This window comes from Bacillus horti (assembly GCF_030813115.1).
GTDB lineage: Bacteria > Bacillota > Bacilli > Caldalkalibacillales > JCM-10596 > Bacillus_CH > Bacillus_CH horti.
On record NZ_JAUSTY010000005.1, the window covers coordinates 176,936 to 201,807 of the forward strand.

The 24,872-nt window shown below is 39.0% G+C and carries 25 protein-coding genes and 1 pseudogene; 16 read left to right on the top strand and 10 right to left on the bottom strand.

What is annotated here, in order from left to right; translation table 11 throughout:
- Positions 1 to 408: 408 nt before the first annotated feature.
- The 8 genes from J2S11_RS07565 to J2S11_RS07600 all read left to right on the top strand — a co-directional run bounded on the left by J2S11_RS07565 (position 409) and on the right by J2S11_RS07600 (position 8,929).
- Positions 409 to 2,823, top strand: coding sequence for a Na+/H+ antiporter subunit A (locus J2S11_RS07565; protein ID WP_307392961.1), 2,415 nt, complete (start codon positions 409 to 411; stop codon positions 2,821 to 2,823).
- On the top strand, positions 2,823 to 3,242 hold the full coding sequence (locus tag J2S11_RS07570) for a Na(+)/H(+) antiporter subunit B (protein WP_307392964.1): 420 nt from the start codon (positions 2,823 to 2,825) through the stop codon (positions 3,240 to 3,242). The genes J2S11_RS07565 and J2S11_RS07570 overlap by 1 nt, the downstream gene beginning before the upstream one ends.
- A 1-nt stretch (position 3,243) precedes the next feature.
- The gene (locus J2S11_RS07575) at positions 3,244 to 3,582 is read left to right on the top strand and encodes a Na(+)/H(+) antiporter subunit C (protein ID WP_307392965.1); all 339 of its coding nucleotides are present in this window, start codon (positions 3,244 to 3,246) and stop codon (positions 3,580 to 3,582) included.
- Positions 3,575 to 5,077, top strand: a complete 1,503-nt coding sequence (locus J2S11_RS07580; RefSeq protein ID WP_307392968.1) for a Na+/H+ antiporter subunit D — start codon at positions 3,575 to 3,577, stop codon at positions 5,075 to 5,077. The genes J2S11_RS07575 and J2S11_RS07580 overlap by 8 nt, the downstream gene beginning before the upstream one ends.
- On the top strand, positions 5,074 to 5,550 hold the full coding sequence (locus J2S11_RS07585) for a Na+/H+ antiporter subunit E (RefSeq protein ID WP_307392971.1): 477 nt from the start codon (positions 5,074 to 5,076) through the stop codon (positions 5,548 to 5,550). The genes J2S11_RS07580 and J2S11_RS07585 overlap by 4 nt, the downstream gene beginning before the upstream one ends.
- Entirely contained in the window at positions 5,550 to 5,831 is a 282-nt protein-coding gene (locus J2S11_RS07590; protein WP_307392974.1) for a Na(+)/H(+) antiporter subunit F1, read from the top strand. The genes J2S11_RS07585 and J2S11_RS07590 overlap by 1 nt, the downstream gene beginning before the upstream one ends.
- Entirely contained in the window at positions 5,803 to 6,192 is a 390-nt protein-coding gene (gene mnhG, locus J2S11_RS07595; RefSeq protein WP_307392977.1) for a monovalent cation/H(+) antiporter subunit G, read from the top strand. Before J2S11_RS07590 ends, mnhG begins: the two co-directional genes overlap by 29 nt.
- A gap of 646 nt (positions 6,193 to 6,838) precedes the next feature.
- Positions 6,839 to 8,929 carry an endonuclease MutS2 gene (locus J2S11_RS07600; RefSeq protein ID WP_307392980.1) on the top strand — a complete coding sequence of 697 codons (2,091 nt, stop codon included), beginning with the start codon at positions 6,839 to 6,841 and terminating at the stop codon, positions 8,927 to 8,929.
- A gap of 155 nt (positions 8,930 to 9,084) precedes the next feature.
- Here the strand turns inward: J2S11_RS07600 and J2S11_RS07605 are convergent, their stop codons facing one another.
- From J2S11_RS07605 to J2S11_RS07630, 6 genes are all read right to left on the bottom strand, one after another.
- The gene (locus J2S11_RS07605) at positions 9,085 to 9,324 is read right to left on the bottom strand and encodes a helix-turn-helix domain-containing protein (protein WP_307392983.1); all 240 of its coding nucleotides are present in this window, start codon (positions 9,322 to 9,324) and stop codon (positions 9,085 to 9,087) included.
- Positions 9,325 to 9,349: 25 nt separating this feature from the next.
- On the bottom strand, positions 9,350 to 9,961 hold the full coding sequence (locus tag J2S11_RS07610; RefSeq protein ID WP_307392986.1) for a sigma-70 family RNA polymerase sigma factor: 612 nt from the start codon (positions 9,959 to 9,961) through the stop codon (positions 9,350 to 9,352).
- 106 nt (positions 9,962 to 10,067) lie between these two features.
- Complete coding sequence (locus J2S11_RS07615; RefSeq protein ID WP_307392988.1) at positions 10,068 to 10,190, bottom strand: hypothetical protein; 123 nt, start codon at positions 10,188 to 10,190, stop codon at positions 10,068 to 10,070.
- Between the two features lie 42 nt (positions 10,191 to 10,232).
- The gene (locus J2S11_RS07620) at positions 10,233 to 10,907 is read right to left on the bottom strand and encodes an N-acetylmuramoyl-L-alanine amidase family protein (RefSeq protein ID WP_307392991.1); all 675 of its coding nucleotides are present in this window, start codon (positions 10,905 to 10,907) and stop codon (positions 10,233 to 10,235) included.
- 369 nt (positions 10,908 to 11,276) lie between these two features.
- On the bottom strand, positions 11,277 to 11,399 hold the full coding sequence (locus tag J2S11_RS07625; protein WP_307392992.1) for a hypothetical protein: 123 nt from the start codon (positions 11,397 to 11,399) through the stop codon (positions 11,277 to 11,279).
- A gap of 78 nt (positions 11,400 to 11,477) precedes the next feature.
- Positions 11,478 to 12,152: an N-acetylmuramoyl-L-alanine amidase family protein gene (locus tag J2S11_RS07630; protein ID WP_307392996.1), complete on the bottom strand. Its 675-nt coding sequence runs from the start codon at positions 12,150 to 12,152 to the stop codon at positions 11,478 to 11,480.
- 229 nt (positions 12,153 to 12,381) lie between these two features.
- Here J2S11_RS07630 and J2S11_RS07635 point away from each other — a divergent pair, with 229 nt between their 5' ends.
- From J2S11_RS07635 to J2S11_RS07650, 4 genes are all read left to right on the top strand, one after another.
- On the top strand, positions 12,382 to 13,101 hold the full coding sequence (locus tag J2S11_RS07635) for a DUF1361 domain-containing protein (protein WP_307392999.1): 720 nt from the start codon (positions 12,382 to 12,384) through the stop codon (positions 13,099 to 13,101).
- A 34-nt stretch (positions 13,102 to 13,135) separates the two neighbouring features.
- Positions 13,136 to 13,609 (top strand): alpha/beta fold hydrolase, encoded by a 474-nt coding sequence (locus J2S11_RS07640; RefSeq protein WP_307393002.1) that lies wholly within the window; start codon positions 13,136 to 13,138, stop codon positions 13,607 to 13,609.
- A 5-nt stretch (positions 13,610 to 13,614) separates the two neighbouring features.
- Complete coding sequence (locus tag J2S11_RS07645) at positions 13,615 to 13,878, top strand: alpha/beta fold hydrolase (RefSeq protein WP_307393005.1); 264 nt, start codon at positions 13,615 to 13,617, stop codon at positions 13,876 to 13,878.
- Positions 13,879 to 14,085: 207 nt separating this feature from the next.
- On the top strand, positions 14,086 to 15,267 hold the full coding sequence (locus J2S11_RS07650) for a putative bifunctional diguanylate cyclase/phosphodiesterase (protein WP_307393008.1): 1,182 nt from the start codon (positions 14,086 to 14,088) through the stop codon (positions 15,265 to 15,267).
- Between the two features lie 176 nt (positions 15,268 to 15,443).
- Here the strand turns inward: J2S11_RS07650 and J2S11_RS07655 are convergent, their stop codons facing one another.
- The gene (locus tag J2S11_RS07655; RefSeq protein WP_307393012.1) at positions 15,444 to 16,982 is read right to left on the bottom strand and encodes a carboxypeptidase M32; all 1,539 of its coding nucleotides are present in this window, start codon (positions 16,980 to 16,982) and stop codon (positions 15,444 to 15,446) included.
- 165 nt (positions 16,983 to 17,147) lie between these two features.
- Here J2S11_RS07655 and J2S11_RS07660 point away from each other — a divergent pair, with 165 nt between their 5' ends.
- Positions 17,148 to 18,602, top strand: a complete 1,455-nt coding sequence (locus J2S11_RS07660) for a nicotinate phosphoribosyltransferase (RefSeq protein ID WP_307393014.1) — start codon at positions 17,148 to 17,150, stop codon at positions 18,600 to 18,602.
- A 522-nt stretch (positions 18,603 to 19,124) separates the two neighbouring features.
- On the opposite strand, the gene J2S11_RS07665 is transcribed toward J2S11_RS07660, so the two are convergent.
- Entirely contained in the window at positions 19,125 to 19,682 is a 558-nt protein-coding gene (locus J2S11_RS07665; RefSeq protein WP_307393017.1) for an HD domain-containing protein, read from the bottom strand.
- Between the two features lie 167 nt (positions 19,683 to 19,849).
- Here J2S11_RS07665 and J2S11_RS07670 point away from each other — a divergent pair, with 167 nt between their 5' ends.
- A complete protein-coding gene (locus J2S11_RS07670; protein ID WP_307393020.1) occupies positions 19,850 to 20,323 on the top strand; it encodes an NUDIX hydrolase in 474 nt (157 codons plus the stop codon).
- Between the two features lie 2 nt (positions 20,324 to 20,325).
- The gene (locus tag J2S11_RS07675) at positions 20,326 to 21,345 is read left to right on the top strand and encodes a methyltransferase domain-containing protein (RefSeq protein WP_307393022.1); all 1,020 of its coding nucleotides are present in this window, start codon (positions 20,326 to 20,328) and stop codon (positions 21,343 to 21,345) included.
- Here the strand turns inward: J2S11_RS07675 and ligD are convergent.
- Positions 21,342 to 22,211: pseudogene (gene ligD / locus J2S11_RS07680) on the bottom strand (non-homologous end-joining DNA ligase); the annotation flags it as partial. The gene J2S11_RS07675 and the pseudogene ligD sit on opposite strands and share 4 nt — an antisense overlap.
- 267 nt (positions 22,212 to 22,478) lie before the next feature.
- On the opposite strand from ligD, the gene J2S11_RS07685 reads away from it, so the two are divergent.
- The gene (locus tag J2S11_RS07685; protein ID WP_307393026.1) at positions 22,479 to 23,327 is read left to right on the top strand and encodes a patatin-like phospholipase family protein; all 849 of its coding nucleotides are present in this window, start codon (positions 22,479 to 22,481) and stop codon (positions 23,325 to 23,327) included.
- A 123-nt stretch (positions 23,328 to 23,450) separates the two neighbouring features.
- On the opposite strand, the gene J2S11_RS07690 is transcribed toward J2S11_RS07685, so the two are convergent.
- Positions 23,451 to 24,833: an NAD(P)-binding domain-containing protein gene (locus J2S11_RS07690; RefSeq protein ID WP_307393029.1), complete on the bottom strand. Its 1,383-nt coding sequence runs from the start codon at positions 24,831 to 24,833 to the stop codon at positions 23,451 to 23,453.
- Between the last annotated feature and the right edge of the window lie 39 nt (positions 24,834 to 24,872).

Here is a 24,872-nt window from a genome sequence, read left to right on the forward strand (position 1 = left end):
ATCGTCATTCCTGAGACCATTTTATTAATGTTTTTATTTGAGAAGTATCTTATGCGATTTGTATAAGGATGTCAAAATAAAATTTGTTGCTTTACAAAATAACTAAAAAGCCTTATAGTGAATAAATGATATTCAGTTTGACGTTTTAATGACTTATTTTTTTAGTTAGCTTAGCAATAATTAAATATCGGAGAGTTCAGGAGGAGTCTGCCACCAGCAGGCTTTTTTTGTGTTTTTTTAGCTTAGGGATTCAGAAATTGATGTTTCTCACTTCGAAAAAAAAGGCATAATGAAATAGGTAGGTCAGCTATATGAAACAAAACAAAACATAACATAACATAACATAACGTTTACTTACGCAACTAGGAGAAAAATACACGGCTTATACATAATAGAGGAGGTTCTCCAATGACATTGATGCACTTAATGATTTTAGCCCCATTTCTTTTAGCTATCTTTATTCCCTTTTTTTATAAATACCTACATAAGGTACACACGGGGTGGATTGTTCTTATTTTACCAACATTATTGTTTATCTATCTGTTTCAATTCATCCCGTCCATCTCAGCTGGTGAAGTGGTTAGTGAGTCCCTCGCTTGGGTTCCTTCATTAGGCATATATTTTCACGTTTATATTGATGGATTGGGACTTTTGTTTGGTTTGTTAATCACAGGAATTGGTGCACTTGTAGTCCTGTATTCTATTTTTTATCTACAGCGTAAAGAAGAAGCTCTACATAACTTTTATGTGTACTTGTTGATGTTCATGGGAGCCATGCTGGGAATTGTTTTCTCTGATAATTTAATTGTACTCTACGTGTTTTGGGAGCTTACAAGCTTAGCTTCTTCCCTGCTCATAGCTTATTGGTACGGCCGTGAGAAGTCCGTATATGGAGCACAAAAGTCAATGCTTATTACCGTTACTGGTGGTTTTAGTATGCTGGCTGGCTTCACATTGCTTTATGTGATTACAGGTTCGTTTAGTATTAGAGAGATTATTGGATTAGTTGATGTTGTAACGGCAAGTAGTCTATTTCTACCAGCGATGCTTCTAATTCTATTAGGTGCTTTTACAAAATCGGCTCAATTCCCATTTCATATTTGGCTTCCTGACGCAATGGAGGCTCCTACACCTGTTAGTGCTTATCTTCATTCAGCGACTATGGTTAAGGCGGGGATTTATTTAGTTGCTCGATTAAGTCCTGTTTTTGCGGGAGCAGCGGAATGGTTTTGGATCATCTCTGGCTTCGGAATATTTACTTTATTGTGGGGATCTTTTAATGCTGTTAGACAGACTGATCTTAAAGCCATATTAGCTTTCTCTACGATCAGTCAGCTTGGAATGATTATGAGCATGCTGGGGCTAGGTTCGGCGGCTGTTCATTACGGATATCAAGAAGGGTACATGTTAGCTTCTGTAGCAGCTATCTTCCACTTAATTAACCATGCTACGTTTAAAGGGAGCTTGTTTATGGTAGTAGGGATTGTGGATCATGAGACGGGGACAAGAGATATTCGTAAGCTTGGGGGGCTAATGACCTTACTCCCAATTACGTTTACGATAGCCATCATTGGTTCCTTCTCCATGGCAGGTATCTATCCATTTAATGGGTTTTTAAGTAAAGAAATGTTCTTTACTAGCTTGCTTGAGGCACTAAAGATCGGTCAATTTAATATGCCTATGCTAGGCATTCTTTTCCCAATTGTTGCTTGGATAGCGAGCGTGTTTACGTTTATTTATTGTATGATTATTGTTTTTAAAACGTTTAGGGGTAAATATCAGCCTGAAAAGCTGGATCGAACTCCACATGAAGCACCGTTAGGTCTTCTCGCTTCACCAGTTATTCTAGCTGGTTTAGTCATTGTTTTCGGCTTTTTCCCGAACTTATTGTCTTATACGCTTATAGAGCCCGCTGTTCAATCCATTTACCCTAACGCTTTAAGCCCTGATCAGCGTTTAGATATCCATATAACACCTTGGCATGGCTGGAACACTGAGCTATGGATGACAATAGCTGTGGTTCTTATAGGGATATTACTGTACCTGACCTTTGCTAAGTGGAGAGGTATTTATGATTTTCTGCGTTTAAACAAAAGGGATCCCTTTGACTACGTTTATGACAAGTTGCTACACTGGCTTATTGCAGGATCGACGAAGGTCACCAATATTCAAATGACTGGTTTATTACGTGATTACTTTGCCTATATGGGGGTATTTATAGTTGCGATCTTGGGGTACGCCTTGTATCGCTATAATGCAATCAGCTTTGACATCGCAACTGTATCAGGAATTGATACGTACATGTGGATTTTAATAGCTGTTCTCATAGCTGTTACCATTTATATTCCATTTATCTCTAATCGGATTGTTGCTGTCATTGCAACGGGAGGTATTGGTTTCCTATTGGCCTTATTCTTTGTTATTTTTAGGGCTCCTGATTTAGCTCTCACACAGCTATTGGTTGAAATGGTGATGACAACTCTTTTCCTTTTGTGCTTCTATCATTTACCAGAACTACGCAAGGAAACCTTCAAGCCCGTGTTTAGAATAACCAATTTAATAATTGCTGTTGGAATGGGCGCGATCGTTACTTTAATTGGTTTGAGTGCTTATGCAATGAGCACCTCCAATCCACTGGCCCGTATTTCAGAGTATTTTATTGATAATTCCTATAAGCTGGCCGGTGGAAATAACATGGTTAATGTGATCTTAGTTGATTTTAGGGCCCTTGACACGATGCTAGAGGTGTTGGTTTTGGGAATCGCAGCTCTTGGCTTGGTGACTTTAATTAAGCTGAGGATGCAAGGGAAGGAGGATGTCTGATGCATAATAATTTATCTCTTCATATGATTTCTAGAGTGGCTGCTTTTATCGTACTAGTGTTTTCCATCTATCTCTTTTTTACTGGACATCATAATCCTGGTGGTGGATTTATAGGCGGATTGATGACCGCTAGTGGGGTGCTTCTGCTTTATTTAAGCTTTGATCTGAATTCAATTAAAAGCATTATTAAAATCAATTATGCTCATTTAATTGCTATAGGTTTATTGCTAACCATACTCACTGGTGGTATTGGAGTTTTGTTTGGTTACTCCTATTTAAAGCACTTTTTTGATTACTTTACACTTCCTTTTATTGGTGAGGTTGAGCTAACAACAGCTTTACCTTTTGACCTTGGCATTTATTTAGTGGTCATTGGCATCACGTTACTGAGTACACTGACGATTGCGGAGGATGAATAGAATGGAAATTGTCATGATTTTGGTATCAGGTGTACTGGTTACGGTAGGAACGTATTTATTGCTAACGAAAAGCATTTTACGAGTAGTGATTGGGACTGTTTTGCTTTCACATGCCGCTCACTTTCTTTTACTTACATTGCCGGGTTTGTCTCGAGGAGCACCTCCCTTGCAGGGTGAAAATGCAGCTCAATATGCCGATCCACTTCCACAGGCGTTAATCCTAACAGCGATTGTAATTAGCTTCGGTGTTACGGCCTTTATGCTAGTTTTGGCCTATCGCACGTACAAGGAGCATGGCACAGATGATCTAAATCAATTAAGGGGAAGTTCTGATGAGTAATCTATTAATGTTACCAATTCTTGTCCCTATGTTCGTGGGATGTATCCTAATCTTTTTTGCTAAACAACAAAGGATTCAACGCATCATTGGAGGAATCGCAGCTTTTGGATTATTAGCTTCGTCGATCTACTTAGCTGTAGAGGTGTTTCGTCATCCTGAGCAAAGCTTAGTTCTTGAGCTAGGGAATTGGCCGGCTCCTTTTGGTATTGTTCTAGTAGCAGATATGTTTGCTACCTTGATGGTGATGCTGTCCTGTTTGGTTGGCTTAGTATGTCTTTTCTTTGCCTTTAAAACCATTCATAATGCGCGTGAAAAAGTATACTTCTACACCTTCTATTTCTTTTTGCTAACAGGCGTAAATGGTGCCTTTTTAACGGGAGATTTGTTCAACTTATTTGTTTTCTTTGAGGTTATGCTAATCTCCTCCTATGTTCTTATTGTGCTTGGGGGAACGAAATATCAATTAAGAGAGTCCTTTAAGTATGTTGTGATCAATGTCTTTGCTTCCATTTTATTTGTCATAGCTATAGCGTATCTTTATTCAGTCACTGGAACACTTAACTTGGCAGATTTGGCGGTGCGCATTTCGGAAATAGGTCAGGATGGTATTTTACAAGCGATTGCTGTTCTGTTACTCATTGTTTTTGCCATGAAAGGAGCTCTATTTCCTCTTTACTTTTGGCTGCCTAAATCGTATTATGGACCGCCAGCAGCTATTGCAGCGTTGTTTGGTGCTTTGTTAACTAAGGTTGGGATATATGCTATTATCCGTATGTTTACACTAGTGTTTATTCACGATCCAGGCTTTACCCATAATCTAATTCTAGCTCTTGCAGGATTTACGATGTTCTTTGGGGTTTTAGGGGCAGTAGCCCAATTTGATTTCAAGAGGATATTGTCCTTTCATATTATTAGTCAGGTAGGCTATATGGCTATGGGATTAGGTATCTATACACCTCTTGCCGTTGCAGGAGCTATCTATTACATTGTGCACCATATTATTGTGAAGGCGGCTCTATTCTTATTTGCTGGGGCTACACAGAAGGTCACAGGGACAACAGATTTATACAAAATGGGAGGACTATTGAGGACACATCCATGGCTAGGCTGGCTATTCTTAACCGCAGCCTTGTCCTTAGCTGGAATTCCTCCGTTTAGTGGGTTCTTTAGTAAGTTTGCGTTAATCCTTGCTGGTTTTCAAGAGCAACGCTACATCATTGTGGTAGTGAGCTTAATTGTAGGATTACTGACCCTTTTCTCTATGATGAAAATTTTTATCTATGTGTTCTGGGGGAAGCAGAAGATGAAGTCGGAGGACCTGCTTCAAGAAAAACAAACGTGGGGATTACTCCTCCCAATCCTTCCTTTAATTCTATTAACCGTCGTACTAGGTATTGGAGCGGAATCGATCTTTCAATATTCAATGGGAATAGCTGAGCAGCTCCTTGATCCGTCTCAATACATTAAGGCTGTACTTGGGGAGGTTGCACAATGATCTTACAACTTGTGTTTAACATTGGGCTAGCAGTAACGTGGATGCTTTTGAGAGCTAACCTAACCGTCGTTGATTTTGTTGTTGGCTACCTCCTGGGTGCATTACTGCTGATAGCCCTGCAAAAAATCCTTCCGTTTAAGCTTTATTTTCCAAAGGTAATTGCTTTGTTGAAGCTTACATGGATTTTTGCGCGAGAGCTATACTATGCCAATATCGATGTATTAAAGATCGTAACTAGGCCTAAAATTAAGACTACGCCAGGGATTATTGCCTATCCTACAGAGCTTAAAACAGATCTTGAGAAGACGTTAATTGCTTCATTAATATCACTAACCCCTGGAACAATGCCTATAGCCTTTTCGGATGACGGAAAAATAATCTATGTTCACTGTATTAATATGAAGGAAAAGGATGAGATTGTAGGGCAAATTCAAGAAACCTTTGAGAAGGCGATCATGGAGGTGACCAAATAATGCTGCAGATTTCAATTTGGATCGTCTTAATTGTACTGTCATTATCCTTACTCTTTTGCTTTTATAGAGTAATCGTTGGGCCAACATTGCCAGACCGTGTCATTGCTTTGGATGCTATCGGAATTAACATGATTGGTGTCATTGCCCTAGTGATGATTGTGCAGGACACTTTAGCTTATGCAGATGTTATTTTGATTATAGGGATTCTATCTTTTATCGGATCAATTGGTCTTTCAAAATTTATAGAACGGGGTGTTGTCATTGATCGAGATCATCACTAGCTTATTTGTTCTATTAGGTGGTTTATTTATGGTCTTAGCAACACTTGGCTTATTACGTCTACCTGATGTCTATAGTCGTATCAGTGCGTTAACAAAAGGGGCAACTTTTGGGATCATCAGTGTCAGTCTAGCTGCATTCCTCTATTTTTGGCTTGATCAAGGCATGTTTAGTGGTAAAATCCTCTTGACAATAGTTTTTGTTTTCTTAACAGCTCCAGTGACTGAGTTCGTTGTTTCAAGGTCTGCTTACCATACTGGAGCTCCATTAGCAAAAAGTAATATGATGGATGATTTAAGAGTAGACATTGAGAAAAAGAGAAAAGAGCAGAAGGTACAAAATGAACAAGAAGAACAAACTTAAGTGGATGAATGGAGAGACTCTGGAAATGGAGTCTCTTGTTTTTTTCTGATGAATCATCTATACTTGCTGTAGTTGGATGTAAAGGAGAAATGTTCATGTTTGAGGTCGTTCTTAACTAACTAATTTTATATTGAATTGTAAAATCGGTAGCTTGCTCAGGCTGTGTATGCTTATAGTGTGCATGATCCAAGTGGGATTAATGGGCAAGGGGAAGGCTTTTTTAGTCATGCCAGATTTTGTGATTCATTTAGTTAAGAACACACACGTACATGAATATCTATTCCTTACTTTAGTAGATACCCGTGCTTTTGTGTAGCGCGGTTTTTTTGCGCCTATTTTTAGCTTTGGATAAGCTTGGTCGAATGGGTGTGAGGGAGTTTATTTACTATTTTCTGAAGTAAGAGGCCTGGAAGCTATACTCTTCTAAGCATAGATAAGTCTACAGCATGGACATTGTGTTCATATTGTAGGCTTTTTTTATACTATTAGAATTTATAAGTTTTAGAGGTAGATAGTATAAGAAAAACTAAGGATTTCTCCAGAAATTGACGATAAGCCAAGTTTTCTAATGCATTCAAAATGAATTGAGCTTGGTACCAGGCAGTTCTTCTTTAGATTCAAAATTAAATTTTAGGAGGCTTTAAGCATGCAACAACGGACTAGTGAAGCGTTAGAATTTAATAGGTTGAAGGAAATCATGATGGATTTTGCTGTATCAGAGCAAGCGAAAGCGATGATTCGAAATTTACAACCATCCACTTCAGCTAAGATCATTACGAATCAAATAAAGGAAACAACAGAAGCAAAAGCTATTCTTCAAAAAAGCTCCAGCGTCCCACTGCAAAGCCTGAGCGGAATGGAGCGACTAATGAGTGGGATTGGGAAGGGTGTGTTCCTTAATCCAGAACAACTTATGCAGGTTTGGACTCTGCTAGATCACGGTAAGAAAATGATTCGATTTATGAAGGATAAAGAAACGATAGCTCCTCAGGTGAGCACCTATGCACAATCCATTGCTCCGCTTCCACATTTAGCTGATGAAATTGAGCGTTGTATTCGAAACGGAAGGGTAGATGATGCCGCAAGTAAGGCGTTAGCTAAGATCAGAAAAAGGATGAATATGCTAGAAATACGTATTAAAGAAAAACTAGAGAAGATGGTACGGGCATCAAACCAATACTTTCAGGATCACATCATTAGTGTAAGAGATGGACGCTATGTTATTCCAGTAAAAAGCGAGTATAAGAAAAACATTGATGGACAGATTTTAGATCAATCCTCTAGCGGTTCAACCGTATACGTCGAGCCAGCGGATGTACGTAAATTACAAAATGAAGTGCATATGGAAAAAGTGGCAGAGGATGTGGAAGTACAGCGGATATTGAGTACCTTAACAGGGATGGTTGAGACGCATGAACATGAGCTCTCTATTAACATTGAGACGTTTGCTCATTATGACTTTATCTTCGCTAAAGCTAAGTACAGTCAAACCATAGGAGGTCAAGCTGTAGAAGTGAATACGAATCAGATTATAAATATCGTAAAGGCGAGACATCCACTTATTAAAAATGCTACTCCTTTAGATTTTCGGATAGGTAATGAGTACAGAGCATTGGTCATAACGGGTCCCAATACGGGTGGGAAGACTGTTGCGATTAAAACAATCGGTTTGCTAACTTTAATGGTTCAGTCAGGTATGCATGTACCAGTTGCAGAAGGAAGTGAGATGGCGATTTTCGAAGATATTTTAGTTGATATCGGAGACGGTCAAAGTATTGAACAGTCATTGAGTACGTTTTCTGCTCATCTGACCAATATCATTCAAATTCTTAAGCAAGCTCATTCAAACACCTTAGTCATTTTAGATGAGCTTGGAGCGGGAACAGATCCTGCTGAAGGAAAAGGGCTGGCCCTTGCTATCCTAGAGAAGCTAGCTGAGCAGGAAGCTACACTATTAGCGACAACTCACTATAGTGAAATGAAAGAGTTCGCCCAAAGGCATAGCTATTTTGAAAATGGATCTATGGAGTTTGATATAGAGAGTTTGCAGCCTTTATATCGTTTAACGATTGGCAGAGCAGGAGAAAGCCAAGCTTTTTCAATCGCATTAAAACTGGGTATGGATCGTAAGGTTCTAGAAAGAGCCCATGAGCTTACGCATCAGGAGATAAAGGATTATGGGAGGACTGAAGGAATAGAAACTATTCCTGATTATAAGAAACAATTAAGGAAGACGAAAGAGGATGAACGAGGAGAAATGAAGGAGGAAAGTCGTAGTCATACAGCAATAAACAAAAATAAAGAAAGTAACGAGAGAGTTACTAATATAACAAAAAAGCCTACAGAAACGGCAACACAAATGGAAAAAGAAACGGAAAAGCAAATGGTGGAGCATACAGCAAATTCAACATTATTAGAAGAGAATCAACAACAGGAAAATGAACCGTTACAGCTAGGAGACCGTGTCTACGTAAATAGCTTAAAAACGTACGGAATTGTATGTGAGACAGAGAATCATCGTGGTGAGGTAGGCGTTTTGATCAAGCACAAAAAGGTCACGATAAATAAGAAAAGACTCAAGCTTCAAGGAAAAGCACAGGATCTCTATCCAGAGAATTATGATCTATCTATTGTCTTAAAATCTAAGGAAGCAAGAAAGAAAAGTAAGCTTCTAGGCAAGAGACACGTAGAAAATGTAACCATTGAATATAATGAGGATGGTTCAGAAAAGAAATAAATAAGGTGAAAGGTTGCCATAGGCAAATTAGCTTTTAAATTCCTAGTTAAAATTGAAGCTATCTAACGTTATGTAGCCAAGAAGGTTGATCAATTGATTCCCTCCTTGGCTTTTTTGTACCATTAAGTAGTTTAAAACAACAAATGTTTTGATACTCATTGGAGATCTATTCGCTGTTTAACATAATCAAAGAATCCGGGTACATCCTGGATTTTAAATTGATAAATCGCTTCTAAAAGCTTAAGCTGAAGCTCCTGCCTTAAGTCATCTCTCTCCTGATAGGGTGTTTTACGTAAGGACTGATTAACCTTAGGTTCGAATTGTTTGATCAGGTGCATGGAGGCATCAATATCCTTTTCAATCGCTTGTAAAATAAAATTGTACAGAGAATACACGAGTATCTTCTCCTTTCAAATAGATTTAGTTGATAATAGATCTAATTTCGTGAGTCTTTAAAAGGCTTTTTAGCTTTTTCAATGCTCCTTGATGTGACTGGGAAATTGCCTGCTGTGACACGCTTAGCTTCTGAGCAATTTCCTTATCAGTGAGTTGCTCCTGATAGGAGTATCTAAGAATAGTTTGCTGGCGTTGGGTTAAGGACATAAACGCTTCATAAACGTCTTTACTGGCAATTTGCTGAGATAACTCATTCTGGGCTTCAAAATCTGTTATTGTTCTTAAAAAGGTATCAGGGGATGCTTCAAGTGATAGGTCTATTGCTGGATCATGTAACGTAACTTTCTCGTTTCTTTTATCCTGCTTCCGATTGAAATGCATGGCTTCATAATAGATAATCATGGAAACATATTTTATAAATCTTACTTCGGTGTAGTGTTTTTTAAAGGCCAAATCAACTTCCTTAATATGCTGTGGACTTGGATTAGTAAGGGCAGAAAGCAGCAGCTTTTTATACTCCTCGTTATTTAAAAAAGAAGCTACAATTCGGTCGGATAAAATGGAGTTCTTGAGTGGTTGATTTAGTTGATCCAATAAAAATGAGTACAGAGCATTTGCTTTCTTTTTTGAATTCATGCTTGTGTCACCTCCTTATTTTTTGTGAAATGGGTGCATAAAAAATCCCAAGCCACTTAAAAGTGACTCGGGATTATAAGCGTGTTTAATTTTAATTTCTCGATCATTAGACTCGTTGAATTAGAATGTTGCTGGCCGTTCCTAAATGACGACCTACTTCTGCTAAAATATTTGCAACCTGTGAATAGGCACCAACCTGTACACCGTCTACAATCACACGATAAACCATTCGAACACCTCCCATCATCAAGAGTTGTAGAAATGAATCTGCTTATACTTTTTGAGCTAAAATATTTGAAGCGGACCCAATTCTTTGCTCAATCGCATTTAAGATGTTCTGATGCTCTGAGAAGGCTCCAACCTGTGTACCATCGACAACAACACGATAAAGATTACCGCCGCCGCTACCTCTTCTTTGAAGATTAAACGCTCTTTCTAGCCCATTCACATGACCTCGAGCGATTGTCCGTAAAAACGTTGCATTTTTTAGTCTTTCAGCATCAGCTGCTCGATCAATAAACAAGTTCTCTGTAAGGATGGAAGGCATATTCGTTTCTCTTAAGACGGCAAAGTTAGCTGATTTTTTTCCTCGATCTGTTACGCCCATAGCTTGTACAATTTGTGGGTGAATAAGATCCTGGGCACGTACGGAGCTGGCTGGACGAGTATTATAGATAAATGATTCAAAGCCAGTACCTCCTCCAGCGTTGATATGAATAGACATGAAATAATTAGCGCCCCATTGATTAGCCAACGCGGCTCTTTGAGATAATCCAACAAATACGTCAGAATCCCTGGTCATTCGTACTTCAACACCCTGATACTCACTGTTAAGCATATCCCTAATGTGTCTAGCAATGGTCAGGTTCAATGTTTTTTCCTGTAAGCCGTTACCAACAGCACCTGGATCATTTCCACCATGTCCTGGATCAAGCATAATTTTCATCTGTGTTCCCCCTTTTTTTGAAATAGAAGAAGCGCTTCTATCTATAAAGAGGAGAATCATGATCAAAAATACAAGGTTGCCACACTTTTTTCTATCAAATCTAGTTTTCAACAAAAGTTGTGACACTATCATTATAGGGGCTATTGATCTAGTAAAAACAATGAGATATGTAGGGCTATTCTGTAGAAAAAGTCGTGGAACTCTGTTTTAGAGAAAATTTTAAGTAAAAAATCTCTAACGGACATTGCTGCACCTTAGCAGTCATACCAAGGTGCAGCTCAAGGAATCAATTAATGAGTTGTTCTACTATCAGAAATTATAAATTCAGAGGTAGATAGAATAAGAAAATGTCCGCTAGAATTGAATAGTTTAGACTCGTTGAATTAGGATTTCATTTGCTGTGCCAAGGTGGCGACTAACCTCAGCTAGTAAATTATCAACCTGTGAATAGGCTCCAACCTGCACACCATTGACAATCACGCGGTAAATCATCAATAATCACTCCTTTAATCATTCACAAATGTTATAAAGGGATAGAAGCTAGAAAGGGACAGATAAATAAACTCATATTTACGTTCTTTGAACAAGAATATTTCTTGCTGTTCCCACATTACGGCGGATTTCGTTCAAGATGTTTTGATGGTCTCCATAGGCACCAACCTGTGTACCATCAACAATGACTCGATATACATTCCCACCACCGCCGCTACCTTTGCGGAGGTTAAAGGCTCTTTCTAATCCATTGACATGTCCTCTAGCAATTGTTCTAAGGAAAGTAGCGTTAGCAAGCCTTGTAGCATCTGCCGCACGGTCAATAAACAAGTTCTCTGTAAGAATAGCAGGCATATTGGTTTCTCTAAGAACGGCAAAGTTCGCTGATTTTTTCCCACGATCTGTCACGCCCATGGCTTGTACAATTTGAGGGTGAATAAGATCCTGGGCACGAACAGAGCTAGCAGGTCTAGTATTATAGATGTAAGATTCGAAGCCTGTACCACCACCAGCGTTAATATGAATAGACATGAAATAATTAGCACCCCATGAGTTGGCTAATGCCGCTCTTTGAGATAGTCCGATAAATACGTCAGAATCCCTTGTCATTCGCACTTCAACACCTTGGTACTCTGCGACTAGAATGTCCCGAATATGCCTAGCAATAGTTAAATTTAATGTTTTCTCCTGCAAGCCATTACCAACAGCCCCTGGATCATGTCCGCCATGTCCAGGATCAATCATGATTTTCATCTGCAGAACCTCCTGTAATACGTGATAGATAGAAGATTTATAATCTCCTATGTGTTACTTGCAGATCAATATGATGAACCTTGATCCACATGATAGTGTATGTAGTCAAGCTCTTAAAGCTGTTAGACGAATCTATTAATTTTTCATATTTCCACTTACCCTTTAAAGGCAGGAATTTAGACGAATAATATGGAAGATAGATTTAGGAATGGATAAGGGGTACGATCTAATGGATTCACGTCATTTATTTCAGTCTAGTCGTTTAGTAAGGTTGTTCAGTGTATATGCGTTTCTCTCAATTGTAGGCTGTGCTATGGTGTTGTTTCGTATCGTTAAAACAGAGTATGTCTCACATCTTTATTTGATATGGAACTTGTTCTTGGCCTGGCTTCCTTTTTTGCTGGCTCTTTTACTGTTGAGTGTAGATAAAAAAAACATAGCCAAGTCAACTAAAAGCTTTCTACTGTTACTCATTGGAGCTGTATGGTTGTTCTTCTTTCCTAATGCACCATATATGATTACAGACTACATTCATTTAGGGATCGTAGACTTTTACAAGATGAGCGATGGAAAATTTGTAGGCTACAACCCCGATCTTCTAGCGTGGTATGATTTAGCGATGATCTCACTCTTTATTTTTATTGGGGTTATTATTGGTTACATTTCTTTATTTCTAGTTCAAGCATTAGTAGCTCAAAAAAAGGGGGCATTAATGGGATATATTTTTGTTGTAGGGGTTTTATTTTTAAGTAGCTTTGGTATTTATCTAGGTAGATTCATTAGATGGAATACGTGGGATATTGTTATGAATCCTTTAAGTTTATTAGTAAGTGTTGTGGAAAATATTCATGCACAGGCTGTGATGTTTACCCTGCTCTTTGGTGGGTTTCTAACTCTATTATACATCGCGTTACATACGCTGCTTCAGTGGCACAAATCAAGTATATGAATATAGGATTATTCAGTTAAAAGGAGAGATTGGGATGTCATCAAGACAGTTTTCAGAGCATTTTATAAAAAATAAAGATGTTTCACTACATTATATTGAGCACATTCATGAGAATATGGGGAAAGAGGAGCTACCGCCCATTGTATTTGTACCTGGTTTAACGGAGGGAGCTGAGGATTATAAAGAGCTAATGGAGGGCATTACAAATCGAAAAAGTGTCGCGCTGTCTCTTAGAGGGAGAGGGCAGAGTGATTCGCCTGTTAATGGATATACTCTTGAGGATCATATTCAGGATATAGAGACGGTTGTTGGCGCATTAAAAACTGAAAAAGTAGTCCTTTTTGCCTTTTCGAGAGGAGTTGCCTATACACTCGGCTATGCGATGCAGCACCCTGACCGCTTAGCGGGACTAATCATAGGAGATTATCCGGCCATACATACAAAGTTATCCGAGAAATGGGTAGATTTTATGATTCAAAGTCCTCCTTGGAGGGGAAAGGGAGTCTAGAAAGAATGCAAAGACATGTGTTTGAAGGCATTCAAAGGGATTCAAAAGAGTTGGTTTTCTGGGAGCAGCTATCTCGTCTAGCTGTTCCAGTACTCATTATAAGAGGGGCACAAAAGGGAGCGCTGCTAAGCGAGGAGCATGCAAATATGTATGTGGAAAAGCTAGCAGATTCAGCTTGTTTAACGTTAAAGAACTCGAACCATAACATCTTTGATGATGAACCGAATGAACTCCTACAGGCGGTTAAAAGCTTCCTAAAGAAAGTATAGCTAAATATTATAAAATGATCCTTACTTCGTTATCTGATAAGAACAGTGTAATTGAGTAAGGTTTTTTTCTGTTCAGATTACGCAAAGCATGTCGTCTATTGTCTCTTTTTGCTTTAGGGTTTGTCGAAATTTAAAAAGAGGAAATTTCTCATTTGCTGTCGAATAAGTATGAAGTATACATAATATTCTTTACTGGGGAGGGAAAGTATGCAAGAGGATGGCAGTTATGAAACAGGATACGTAGAAGTAGACCAAAATGGACGGATTACAGCATGTACAGATGAAATGATCGAATGCTTTAACCTTCCTTATGATCAAGTTGTTGGGGCAAATATTAGTGAACATGTTCCTGTAGAGTGCTACAGTATTTTTAAAGAATTTGTTCATTCAGCAGATGAGCTTGTCTCTAATTCTACAGACAACACAAGAATCTCTTCACTCCCTTCCGTTCAAGTAGCTACTTTTCAGTCGAGTTATTTGAAGGTATCTTTTAAATTTCTAAGAAAGCAGTCTATGCATAGAACCGTAATGGCAATGTTCACCTATCAGAAAAATAAGGGTTTGATGGGATCAGAGAGAATTAAGCTCCTGAGAAAAGAACCTTTTCATAGCACTCCAAAGCTTACGCTACAGAACAAATATAGAAAATACCTAGAGCAGGCCAATATTGAAAAAGAATTTGTCATACATTATCAACCACAAATTGATCTAGCATCAGGAGAAATCGTTGGTATGGAAGCTTTGTTAAGGTGGAATCAGCCAACATTAGGGGTTATATCTCCAACTCAATTTATTCCGTTAGCTGAGGAAACGGGTCATATTCATGCTTTATCAGAATGGGTACTAGAGCAGGCGTGTAGACAGAACAAACAATTCCAAGAGGATGGGTATCAGGAGCTCAAGGTAGCAGTAAATATATCTACTGTGTTTCTACAGAATGATCACTTTATTGAGTGTGTACAGAGAGTATTAGATCAGACTCAGCTTGATCCTCGTTTCCTAGAGCTAGAGCTGACAGAGAGCTTTTTTATTCAGAATGTAGGGGAAGCGACAGATAAATTGAATCAGCTTCGGGCAATGGGAGTACGTGTGGCTCTAGATGATTTCGGTAAGGGCTATTCCTCTTTGCATTATTTAAAGCATTTATCTATTGATACGTTGAAAATTGATCGCGAATTTGTGAAGGAGCTTTCTCAGAATCGCTACGATCGGTACATATCAACAACCATTATTAACCTCGCGCATCATCTGAATATGAATGTTGTAGCTGAAGGAGTAGAAACGGTGGAGCAGCTAGAGTTCCTAAAATCTAAATCCTGCAACGGAATCCAAGGCTATCTGTTCAGTCGTCCGGTGCTTGCTGCGGATTTTGTTAAACTACTAGCCTAGGACATTGTAGAAATAGCTTAATAGAATACTGATAAAAAGGAGTTATACCCGTATTTAAAATATCTATTAGGGACAGTTCCTTTTTAAAATAGCTTGTAGCCCTCAGTAAAGTGTACCCTTTGTAAAGGACATTTAACAGGAGCTACAAGCTTTTTTTCTATAAACCTATGATACTTTTATAGTTTATAGACTTCTGTATATTTTTGCTCTAGATATTCAACTAGATATTTGGCATTAAGCTCTTCACCTGTTACTTTTACAATAAGATCTCCAGGCGTGTAAAGCTTTCCGTACTGATGAATATTCTCTAATAACCAGCCGCGAATCTTATCGAATTCTCCATTGGCAATGACCTGATCAAAATCAGGGATTTGCTGCTTAATCGTATGTGCGATTTGGGCAGCATACAAATTTCCAAGACAATACGAAGGAAAATAACCAAATCCTCCAAAGGACCAGTGCACATCCTGAAGGACGCCCTCGGAGTCTGTGGATGGAGTAATACCTAGATAATCCTGCATTTTTTCGTTCCAAATCTGTGGTAAGTCTTTAACCTCATATTGACCACCAATCAGACCCTTTTCAATCTCGTATCGAATCATGATATGCAGATTGTATGTCAGTTCGTCTGCCTCCACACGAATAAGGGAAGGCTCAGACAAATTAATAGCTCTTGTGAATTCTTCAAGAGAGACCTGATCAAAATGCTGTGGAAAATGAGCCTTTAGATCCTCATAAAAATAAGTCCAGAATTCAAGGCTACGTCCCACAATATTTTCTAGAAAGCGGGATTGTGACTCATGGATCCCCATAGATGCCCCACCTTGAATAAACGTACCATTATAATCAGCATGAACCCCTTGCTCATAAAGACCATGTCCACACTCATGCATTGTACTAAATATAGCACTGCGTACATCCTCTTCAAGGTAACGTGTTGTCATACGGACATCACCCGTACTTAATCCAATTGCAAAGGGGTGAACCGATTCATCTAAACGTCCAGCATCCAGATCAAAATTAAGCTTTGGCAGAATAAACTTATTAAATTCTTTTTGTTGCTCAATATTAATCTTCTGCTCAAAGATCTCCTTCTGTGGCTTGTGCGGAGAAGCTTGGATACGATCTAATAGCTGAATAGTTTTTTGTCTTAAATCACTAAATAATAAGTCTAGCTTTTCTACATTAAGCCCTGGCTCATAATTATTTAACAGGGCGTTGTATGGATGTCCCTCATACCCGTAGTACTCAGCAAATTGACGTTGGAAGTCTACAATCTTTGTTAACGACTCTTCATAAAGGGAGAATTGATTCTTGCTTCGAGCCTCCTCCCAAATATGATGAGCCTTAGCTGTAAGAACAGAAAACTCTCGATTCATGCTAGAAGGAATATTTTTTGTTTTATCATATTCCTTTTTGGCTACTCTTACTCTAGCCCTTGATTCTGCGTCAAGCTGCTGATTATTCTCTGGCTTTGTTAGGACGTCTAAGCATGCACCCATTTCCTCTGAGACAAAAAGCTCAAAAGTATCTGCCGTTAAGGCTCCTATGGCTTCGGCTCTGGATGCTTGCCCTTTTCTTGGTGTTCCTCCTGATTGTAAATCCCACTGAACAAGGCCCAATAATTGTTGATAGTGCATGATTTTTTGCTCTAAGTGTGTAAAGGATTCTAGTGCGCTAGCTACGTCCGGTAATAATGTTTGATTTTCAGACATATCTTACCCCTTCCTTAATATGTAATGAAAAGTATACGTATTCCATCAATAGTATAGTATATCAGAGTAATGGTGGTCTTTCACTAAAAATTATTGTACACTAGAACGGAACACAAATGATACGCTCCTTTAAGGAGGAGCTACATAATATAAAGTAGGTGTACCATGAGTAGGAATTTAACGTTATTGACCGATTACTACCAGCTAAATATGATGTATTCATATTATATGAACAATAAAATGGATCAAGAAGTTGTATTCGATTTGTTTTTTAGAAAAACGCCTTGTAAAAGTGGCTACGCTATTGCTGCGGGTCTAGAGCAGGCTATTGAGTATATTCAGGAGTTATCTTTTACTGATGAGGATATTGAGTATTTGAAACAGTCTTCGCAATATAACCAGGGGTTTCTAGATCAGTTGCGTTCCTTTTCATTTACTGGTGAGATATATGCTGTACCCGAAGGAAGTGTGGTGTTTCCACAGGAGCCTTTAGTTCGAGTTAAAGCCAAGGTTTTTGAAGCTCAGCTCATTGAAACGGCTTTATTAAATATCATTAACCATCAGACATTAATTGCTACAAAAGCGTCTCGAATTGTAGAGGCTGCTGAGCAGGATACAGTCATGGAATTTGGTCTTAGAAGAGCACAGGGACCTGATGCAGGGCTATACGGTTCACGAGCGGCTTTTATTGGGGGAGTTCATGCCACATCAAACGTGTTGGCAGGCAGAGAGTTTCAGATTCCAATTAGAGGAACACATTCCCATTCCTTTGTCCAAAGCTACCCAACTGAAACAGAGGCTTTCGAGGCATTTGCTCGTACGTTTCTAACGAACTGTATTTTACTAGTGGATACGTATGATACGCTGGCATCAGGTGTGCCTAATGCGATTCGAGTTTTCAGAAAGATGAAGGAGGAGCTAGGAGAGGCATTTGTCAATTATGGCATTCGTCTAGACAGCGGAGATTTAGCTTATTTATCGAAGGCAGCTAGAACGCTATTAGATGAAGCAGGTTTTCCTGAAGCGATTATCGTAGCTTCAAGTGACCTAGATGAGTATTTAATTCGTGATCTAAAGGGACAGGGGGCTAAAATTAATTCATGGGGAGTGGGAACAAATCTGATTACCTCTAGGGATTGTCCTGCGCTTGGTGGAGTGTACAAGCTTGTAGCAGAAGAGGAGCAGGGAGTACTTAAGCCCAAAATAAAGGTGAGTGAAAACCCGGAAAAAATCACCACCCCTGACTTTAAGAAGGTTGTACGATTCTATGATCGTAAGCAGCACAAAGCGCTGGTTGATCTTATCATGCTCGAGCATGAAGAGATTCCGACTGAGGAATTTGTTGCCTTTGATCCGGTGAATACGTGGAAAAAGAAGAAGATCAAAAACTACAGCACTAAAGAGCTTTTGCTCCCTATATTTATTGAAGGAAAGCTTGTTTATGAATCGCCTAGCTTAAAGGAGATTCAAGAATATGCTAAGCAGGAAAAGCACACATTCTCAGCAGAAATTCTAAGGCTGACAAACCCACATACGTATCATGTTGACTTATCTCCAGCGTTATGGGAGCTGAAAAACACGCTGCTAGCGGAGGCTAGACATTCTGAATTCGAAGAGTAAAGTAGTTATGATATTAAGGAGTAATTAGTGGTGAAAAGAAGAATAGCTAATTATGGTCACAATGAATAATTAGTGGTGAAAAGAAGAATAGTCAGTTGTTATCGCAAAGAGTAATCAACGGTGAGATGAAGAGTTTTTAATAGTGAAAATGAAGTATTATTCTTTGTGAGATAAGGGGTTGTTCACAAGTAGAACTTTCTACGTGTGTTCAGCTTCTTTTCTTTGTCTTTCATCTGTAACGGTCATATTTAACTCTTAGAGACCCAAATTCATAGGCTCTAGTCTCTAGGTCATATTCGACACTTAGATGGAAAATCCGCCGATTTTAGTTCAAGAAACACTTGTAAGGAGCATATTTGACCGTTAGAGATTATTGAGGGTCAAAAATCGCTTCTAAGGTGCAAATATGGCCGTTAGAAGTTTCGGAGCCCCAAGAAGTCGACATAGATGCAGAAATATCCGTAATTCTAAATTAATAAATCGTTATTTTCTTAGGGACCAAAGCTTAACGGTAAGTAGGCATTAGTTGGATAGGAGTGAAATGGTACGAATAGATGGTGAAGAGCAGGACTGAGGAGCTGCTTCAATTTTCTTATCTAGTTGCTTAATCAGTAGTTTCTCCTTACTTTGATCCAGCTGACGATAATGATGCTGATGATTAGGCTGTTTATCCATTTCATCTGCAATATGAACAATTTCCTGTAATCTGCTTAACTGAATCTGACCTTCTGGTAACAGGGAATCCGTGTGTAGCAGAACGGCTAGGGATATCTCCTTCGCAGCCTTTGGATTTTCACCAAGTCGAATAAGCAGCTTGTGGGCTCGCTCAGCTCCTTTAATCGGGTGAATGTCATTTTTTTTGTAGGCGTTGTAATCCCACTCACCATCTTTGTACCAGGTATAATGTCCGATATCATGTAGGAGACCTGCTTTAGCGGCCAAGTCAGGGTTAATTCCCTTTTCACAGGCTAATGAAAAAGCATGATAGGCTACTGAGATGGCGTGTGCCATACCGGATCGACGAATGTACTTTTGGGCGATAGGATGCTGGTAAATATCATATATAGTAACGTTACGCATGAAAAACACCTCCTTTTTATGGTATTATGGGTCTAGTATTTAGGGTAAATTTTTTCTACTTTATCATACTTGTAAGATGAAAGCAATAGATGAATATTGGCGATCTCTGTTAGTCTAGGATTATCCAGTATCTTTGCTTCGGTCTATTCAGTATTTAGGAGGAAACAATGAAGGAAGATCAGGTGATTTATACCCTTTGCTTTATAAGAAAAGGGACAGAAATTCTAATGCTTTATCGAAACCATCCGCCAAATGCTAAGCAATGGAACGGTGTAGGTGGCAAAATAGAGCATGGTGAAACACCAAAACAGGCTATTCAGAGAGAAATCCTAGAAGAAACAGGGCTCGACGTAGAGAATTTAGAGTATCGTGGCTTAGTGACTTGGAACGAAGAGGGCGGTACTCATGTGTATTTGGCTAACGCCTACAACGATTCATTTGTACAAACAGATGAAGGCTATTTAGCTTGGAAGCCTTTAGAATGGGTGTTAGAAAGTCCTCAAGTTGTTTCTAATATTCCTTTGTTTTTACCCGATATGCTAAATGATAAACTCAGTGCTAAGGAGCATGCTTTTACGTATGAACAGGAAGAGTTAGTCGGATATAAGGTAGTAGATTTACCAGATCATTGGAGGATGTAAACATGTTTGAGCTAGGCAAAAAGGAGATGGACGGACTGCTTCGTTTTAACCAGCAAACGATACCCGTATATATTTACACACCACTATGTGGAACGTGTAAGGTGACAACGAAGATGCTAGAAATTGTAGAAGCAGCATTGCCAGAGCTTAAGTTATACTCGTGTAACTTGAACGCTGTGACTGAAGTTGCTGAACGCTGGAAAATAGAAAGTGTTCCATGTTTAGCTTTCATTCAAGGAGCTCAGGTACAAAAGAAGATTTATGCCTTTAAATCGGTTGATGAGGTATATGAGATGCTAAAGCCTTTTGCTTGCAGGAAAAGTAATAGTAGGAGATTAATTCGGTTAGAGAGGGAAGTGATGAGAGTGAAAAAGCTAACAAATGAAGATTTTGATCAAATGGTTACTTTTTTTGATCAGATGGCTCAAACTAGCTGGCTGAGCTCAATACATGCCGAACTAGCTACATATGTCCCGCAGCAGAACGGTATTATTGCTCTTGATGTAGGCTGTGGAACGGGACGTTTCCTTCAGCGAATCCAGCATCAAATAGCAGAAGGAATTGGTATCGATCTTTCCCCAGAAATGATTAGAGAAGCGAATAGGCAGGCTGACCTGCTACAACTAACGGATCGGTTTGAGTTCCGTGTTGGGGATGCGTATGAGCTTCCTTTGAAAAACGAGAGTGTGGATGTGGCTATTTCTACCTGTATGATGTTCTTACTTCCAGAACCTGAAAAAGGGATTGAAGAGCTACATAGAGTTTTGAAAAAACAGGGAACACTTTTGATGCTAAATCCTTCACCATTGATGAATCCTGAACAGGCCTATGCTGTAGCAAAGGAGCAGGGAATTCCACAGGAGGAATGGGAGTATCTTTGGAAATGGTCAAACGTTTCAACCAGAAAGCATCGTTACGCAAAGGAAGAGCTTAAAAGTATGCTCCAGCCGGCATTTACTCAAATTGAAATCGTGGATGTCTTAGATGGATTAGCTCATATTACCATAGGTCATAAATCTTAAACATTTTGCTCTTTCAGCCATCTCAGAACTGGCTGGAAGGGCTGTTTTGTTTTTTGTGCGAAAAAATGCTCAAAGGGACAGCCTTCTGATTTAACTCGTTGGACAATATTTTCTAGAGAAAATGGATCTGGAGAAAGTGAGCTATTAACCTCCTTCCAAAAAAGTGGGGTGGCAACAAGAGCATCTTTATTTCCCCTTGGGGAATAGGGGGCAATAATCGTTTTTCCAGCAGCGTGCTGGACGTAATCCACATAAAGCTTCTTCCCACGCTTCGCCTTTAATCTTTCAACAGTAAACCAATTAGGCTCTTTATTCACCAAATAATGGGCGATAAACTGTGTGAATCTTCTTGTGTCATCATAGGAAAACTGGTGATCAGGAAGAGGGATGTAGAGCTGTAGTCCTTTATTTCCAGATGTTTTGATGAAAGAATACAGATTTAGCCGATCAAGCACTTCTTTAATAGCTAAAGCGGCTTCAATCGCTAATGAAAACTCCTGACGTGAAGGTGGATCAAGATCAAACACGATTTCAGAAGGACCAGATGTATGAATCGTTTGAAAAGGGATGTGAAATTCAAGAGTTAATTGATTTCCTAGCCAAATCAGCGAGGTGAGATCAGAACAAACTATATAGGTTATATCCTTATCTTTGTGTCTTTGAATATATGAGGGAGCATAGTCAGGACAATTTTTCTGGTAAAAAAAATCATCACCTACGCCATGTGGATAGCGAATAGACGTTAATAAACGATACTGTAAAAAGGGCAGAAAATAGGGTGAAATATCCTGAAGATATTGTAAAAAACGGGCTTTGGTTATGTTCTTTTGAGGCCATAGGGGCTTGGAGAGACTTGTAAGGCTTACGGTATGAGTACCGATTCTTACATCCCTTTTTTCTTGTATATAATCGGCCATCACTATCTCCTCCAACATATGACTTCAAATCTACAATTCTACATCAACTAGGATGAACTTCTGTAAAGGTTTGTATACTTGGATGTCTTAAAGTTGAGTTTGATGTCTTAGTTTAGTTTGAATAGCAAAGGCATCTGATATGACACTGCCTGTCATCTTGCTGTAAAATAAAATTAAAGTATATATGCTCATTTAGAAATAAAGAGGTGTTTATAAATGAATAAAACTGGATTAGTCCTTGAAGGTGGAGGAAGTAGAGGGATTTTTACTGGAGGGGTTATTCAATATTTGATGGAACAGGACATCTATTTGCCTTATGTAATCGGTGTATCTGCTGGAGCATGTAATGGATCTTCTTATATTTCTAGACAAATGGACCGCAACCGTACCGTGAGTATTGATTTTCTTGATAATCCAGAGTATTTATCCTTGACAAACTTTATAAAGAAAAGACAGCTATTTGGTATGGACTTTTTGTTTGATCGATTGCCTAACGAGTTGGTGCCATTTGATTTTAAAGCCTATGAGCAAGGGAAGGAAGAATTTGTGGTGGGGGTAACTGATTGTATGACAGGGGACCCTATTTATTATAAAAAATCGGAATATATGAAAGACATCTTAACGTTATTACGTGCTTCGAGCTCATTACCATTCGTTGCTCCTATCGTTTCTTTTGAAAATAAAATGCTTATGGATGGAGGTATCTCTGATCCGATCCCGATTAAGCAAGCAGTTAAAGATGGTCAATCCAAAAATGTAATTATCTTAACGCAAAATCGTGAGTATGTGAAAAAGCCTCAGTCGTTTGGCTGGTATTTACGAAAAAAATATCGTGACTATCCTGGTTTAATTCAGGCTTCCGAGAGAAGACATATCGTCTATAATGAAACGTTACAATATATTAGGGATGAGGAGGCAAAAGGGAACATCTTTGTCATCAGCCCGACTGAAAAATTAAAGGTTGGACGTGTAGAAAGAAGCAAAGAAAAATTAACGGATTTATATGAAAGAGGATATGAAGATGCAGCTAAGATGGGTCCTGCTCTAAAGGAGTTTCTTTCTTAGATATGACGGTATCACACTTGAGTTATAATATTAAAATGATTAGAAGGTGGAGGAATAGGTATGGAGGTTCGAAAAGCTTCCAAGGAAACAGACCCTGGAAGCTCTTTAACGTATGTGTGTTTTCTACCCACAGCAGGTTGTTGGGTGGGTATTAGAGCTATTTGTGCTAGAGAGGTTAACACTACAAACTCCTGTTTCAGGAAGTTCTAATTCAACTTTTTGGGCTGCCTCAAAATCGCCTGTTAAATGAGCCACAATTGAACGTACCTGCTCATAGCCAGTTGCCATGAGGAACGTTGGAGCTCTGCCATAGCTTTTAGATCCGACGATATAAAAACCTTTTTCAGGTTGTCTGAGCTCCTTTTCACCGTGAGGTCGAACAGTACCACAGCTATGAATATTTGGATCAATAAGCGGGGCTAATGCTTCAACACTCTCTGTTATTGTATCGATTGACGTTCGTATTTCGCTAAGTATATTAAAATTCGGTCTATTCCCCGTATTCACAATCATTTGGTCTATCCCTGCTAAAGTTACGGCTTCTCCTCTTTTATCTCCTACTATGCTTATCTCATCATTGGCTCGTTCAACATATTGAATACGAAATGATTTTATAACCTCAAGCTTTCCAGAATCTACGAGCTGATGGATGTGGCTGCCAAGAGCTCCTCTGGCTTCAAGGGCATCTTTTTCTTCACCACCGTACGCTTCTTCGACGTTATCTCGTCTTATGATCCATAGAATTTCAGTCTTTGGATGCTCTTCTTTTAGTTTTGTTAAATCAATCAAGGTGTTTATAGCAGAATGCCCACTTCCAACAACCGCCACTTTTTTGTTCGCATACTGACTTTTTTTATTCCCCAACACGTTTGGAATTCCGTAAAATATGTGTTCATTGCTCTCTTTTTCTTTATTGAACCACGCACCACTAGAGTTTGCTGGATTAGGATTTCCCCACGTTCCGGTTGCGTCCATAACAGCTCTTGCTTCAAATGTTTTGAAAGCTCCATTCTGCTCTGTATAAAGCACAAAAGGAACGTTCTCGCGATTAGTGGTCTTCATTTTATCTATATTTTTTCGACTAATAGACAGGACTTTTGTATTCACATGTACGTAAGGTTTAATCTCAGGAATATTAGCTAAGGGTTGAAGGTATTGCTCTACAAGTTCTTTTCCAGTCGGCAGTAAGTCTAATTTTGGTGAAGTCCAATTTTGTTCGCTTAATAGACGTGTCGCTACTTTATCCATGTTATAACGCCACGGGGAAAAAAGGCGAACATGCTCCCATGTAAGAATATTGGCTCCTACCTGCGAGCCTGCTTCTAAAAGAAAAAAGGGTTGTTTTTTATGGGCCAAGTGTGCTGCCGCTGCTAGACCTACAGGTCCAGCCCCAATAATCGCAACGGGTAACAAATCAGTTTGATTAATTTGATTTTGATCTTGGATCTGTTGGGGTTGAGATGTACAGCAACTTTGGTTTTCTAAAGGTATGTTCATGGAATTCATAAAGATTCTCCTTTTGATTTATATTTAATCAAAAAAAAT

Excerpts from the sequence above, each read along its gene's own strand:
- J2S11_RS07565 (WP_307392961.1), top strand. The coding sequence starts at position 409 with ATGACATTGATGCACTTAATGATTTTAGCCCCATTTCTTTTAGCTATC.
- J2S11_RS07570 (WP_307392964.1), top strand. The coding sequence starts at position 2,823 with ATGCATAATAATTTATCTCTTCATATGATTTCTAGAGTGGCTGCTTTT.
- J2S11_RS07575 (WP_307392965.1), top strand. The coding sequence starts at position 3,244 with ATGGAAATTGTCATGATTTTGGTATCAGGTGTACTGGTTACGGTAGGA.
- J2S11_RS07580 (WP_307392968.1), top strand. The coding sequence starts at position 3,575 with ATGAGTAATCTATTAATGTTACCAATTCTTGTCCCTATGTTCGTGGGA.
- J2S11_RS07585 (WP_307392971.1), top strand. The coding sequence starts at position 5,074 with ATGATCTTACAACTTGTGTTTAACATTGGGCTAGCAGTAACGTGGATG.
- J2S11_RS07590 (WP_307392974.1), top strand. The coding sequence starts at position 5,550 with ATGCTGCAGATTTCAATTTGGATCGTCTTAATTGTACTGTCATTATCC.
- J2S11_RS07600 (WP_307392980.1), top strand. The coding sequence starts at position 6,839 with ATGCAACAACGGACTAGTGAAGCGTTAGAATTTAATAGGTTGAAGGAA.
- J2S11_RS07610 (WP_307392986.1), bottom strand. The coding sequence starts at position 9,961 with ATGAATTCAAAAAAGAAAGCAAATGCTCTGTACTCATTTTTATTGGAT.
- J2S11_RS07615 (WP_307392988.1), bottom strand. The coding sequence starts at position 10,190 with ATGGTTTATCGTGTGATTGTAGACGGTGTACAGGTTGGTGCCTATTCA.
- J2S11_RS07620 (WP_307392991.1), bottom strand. The coding sequence starts at position 10,907 with ATGAAAATTATGCTTGATCCAGGACATGGTGGAAATGATCCAGGTGCT.
- J2S11_RS07625 (WP_307392992.1), bottom strand. The coding sequence starts at position 11,399 with ATGATTTACCGCGTGATTGTCAATGGTGTGCAGGTTGGAGCCTATTCA.
- J2S11_RS07630 (WP_307392996.1), bottom strand. The coding sequence starts at position 12,152 with ATGAAAATCATGATTGATCCTGGACATGGCGGACATGATCCAGGGGCT.
- J2S11_RS07635 (WP_307392999.1), top strand. The coding sequence starts at position 12,382 with ATGGATTCACGTCATTTATTTCAGTCTAGTCGTTTAGTAAGGTTGTTC.
- J2S11_RS07640 (WP_307393002.1), top strand. The coding sequence starts at position 13,136 with ATGTCATCAAGACAGTTTTCAGAGCATTTTATAAAAAATAAAGATGTT.
- J2S11_RS07645 (WP_307393005.1), top strand. The coding sequence starts at position 13,615 with ATGCAAAGACATGTGTTTGAAGGCATTCAAAGGGATTCAAAAGAGTTG.
- J2S11_RS07650 (WP_307393008.1), top strand. The coding sequence starts at position 14,086 with ATGCAAGAGGATGGCAGTTATGAAACAGGATACGTAGAAGTAGACCAA.
- J2S11_RS07655 (WP_307393012.1), bottom strand. The coding sequence starts at position 16,982 with ATGTCTGAAAATCAAACATTATTACCGGACGTAGCTAGCGCACTAGAA.
- J2S11_RS07660 (WP_307393014.1), top strand. The coding sequence starts at position 17,148 with ATGAGTAGGAATTTAACGTTATTGACCGATTACTACCAGCTAAATATG.
- J2S11_RS07665 (WP_307393017.1), bottom strand. The coding sequence starts at position 19,682 with ATGCGTAACGTTACTATATATGATATTTACCAGCATCCTATCGCCCAA.
- J2S11_RS07670 (WP_307393020.1), top strand. The coding sequence starts at position 19,850 with ATGAAGGAAGATCAGGTGATTTATACCCTTTGCTTTATAAGAAAAGGG.
- J2S11_RS07675 (WP_307393022.1), top strand. The coding sequence starts at position 20,326 with ATGTTTGAGCTAGGCAAAAAGGAGATGGACGGACTGCTTCGTTTTAAC.
- J2S11_RS07685 (WP_307393026.1), top strand. The coding sequence starts at position 22,479 with ATGAATAAAACTGGATTAGTCCTTGAAGGTGGAGGAAGTAGAGGGATT.
- J2S11_RS07690 (WP_307393029.1), bottom strand. The coding sequence starts at position 24,833 with ATGAATTCCATGAACATACCTTTAGAAAACCAAAGTTGCTGTACATCT.